The 225-nt window shown below is 47.1% G+C and carries 1 tRNA gene; it reads left to right on the plus strand.

Annotated features, from left to right (window positions below):
* Position 1: 1 nt before the first annotated feature.
* Positions 2 to 77, plus strand: a tRNA-Ala gene (locus KQX66_RS37135).
* Positions 78 to 225 lie beyond the last annotated feature (148 nt).

A 225-nucleotide genomic window follows, 5' to 3' on the forward strand; every position in this document is an offset into this window, starting at 1 on the left:
TGGGGCCATAGCTCAGCTGGGAGAGCGCCTGCCTTGCAAGCAGGAGGTCAGCGGTTCGATCCCGCTTGGCTCCACCAAAACTTGCCTCTTGAAAAGAGTAGGCGAGTGTGGTAAGATAAATTTTGTCGCTGTTAAAGACAGTGATGGCATTTGTTCCTTGAAAACTGGATAACGAAACAAAGCGTAAAGCTGAATCATCCTTAGTTTTACTAGTTAATACCGCGA

The sequence above is a fragment of the Paenibacillus oleatilyticus genome (assembly GCF_018998565.1).
Classification (GTDB): Bacteria; Bacillota; Bacilli; order Paenibacillales; family NBRC-103111; genus Paenibacillus_G; species Paenibacillus_G oleatilyticus.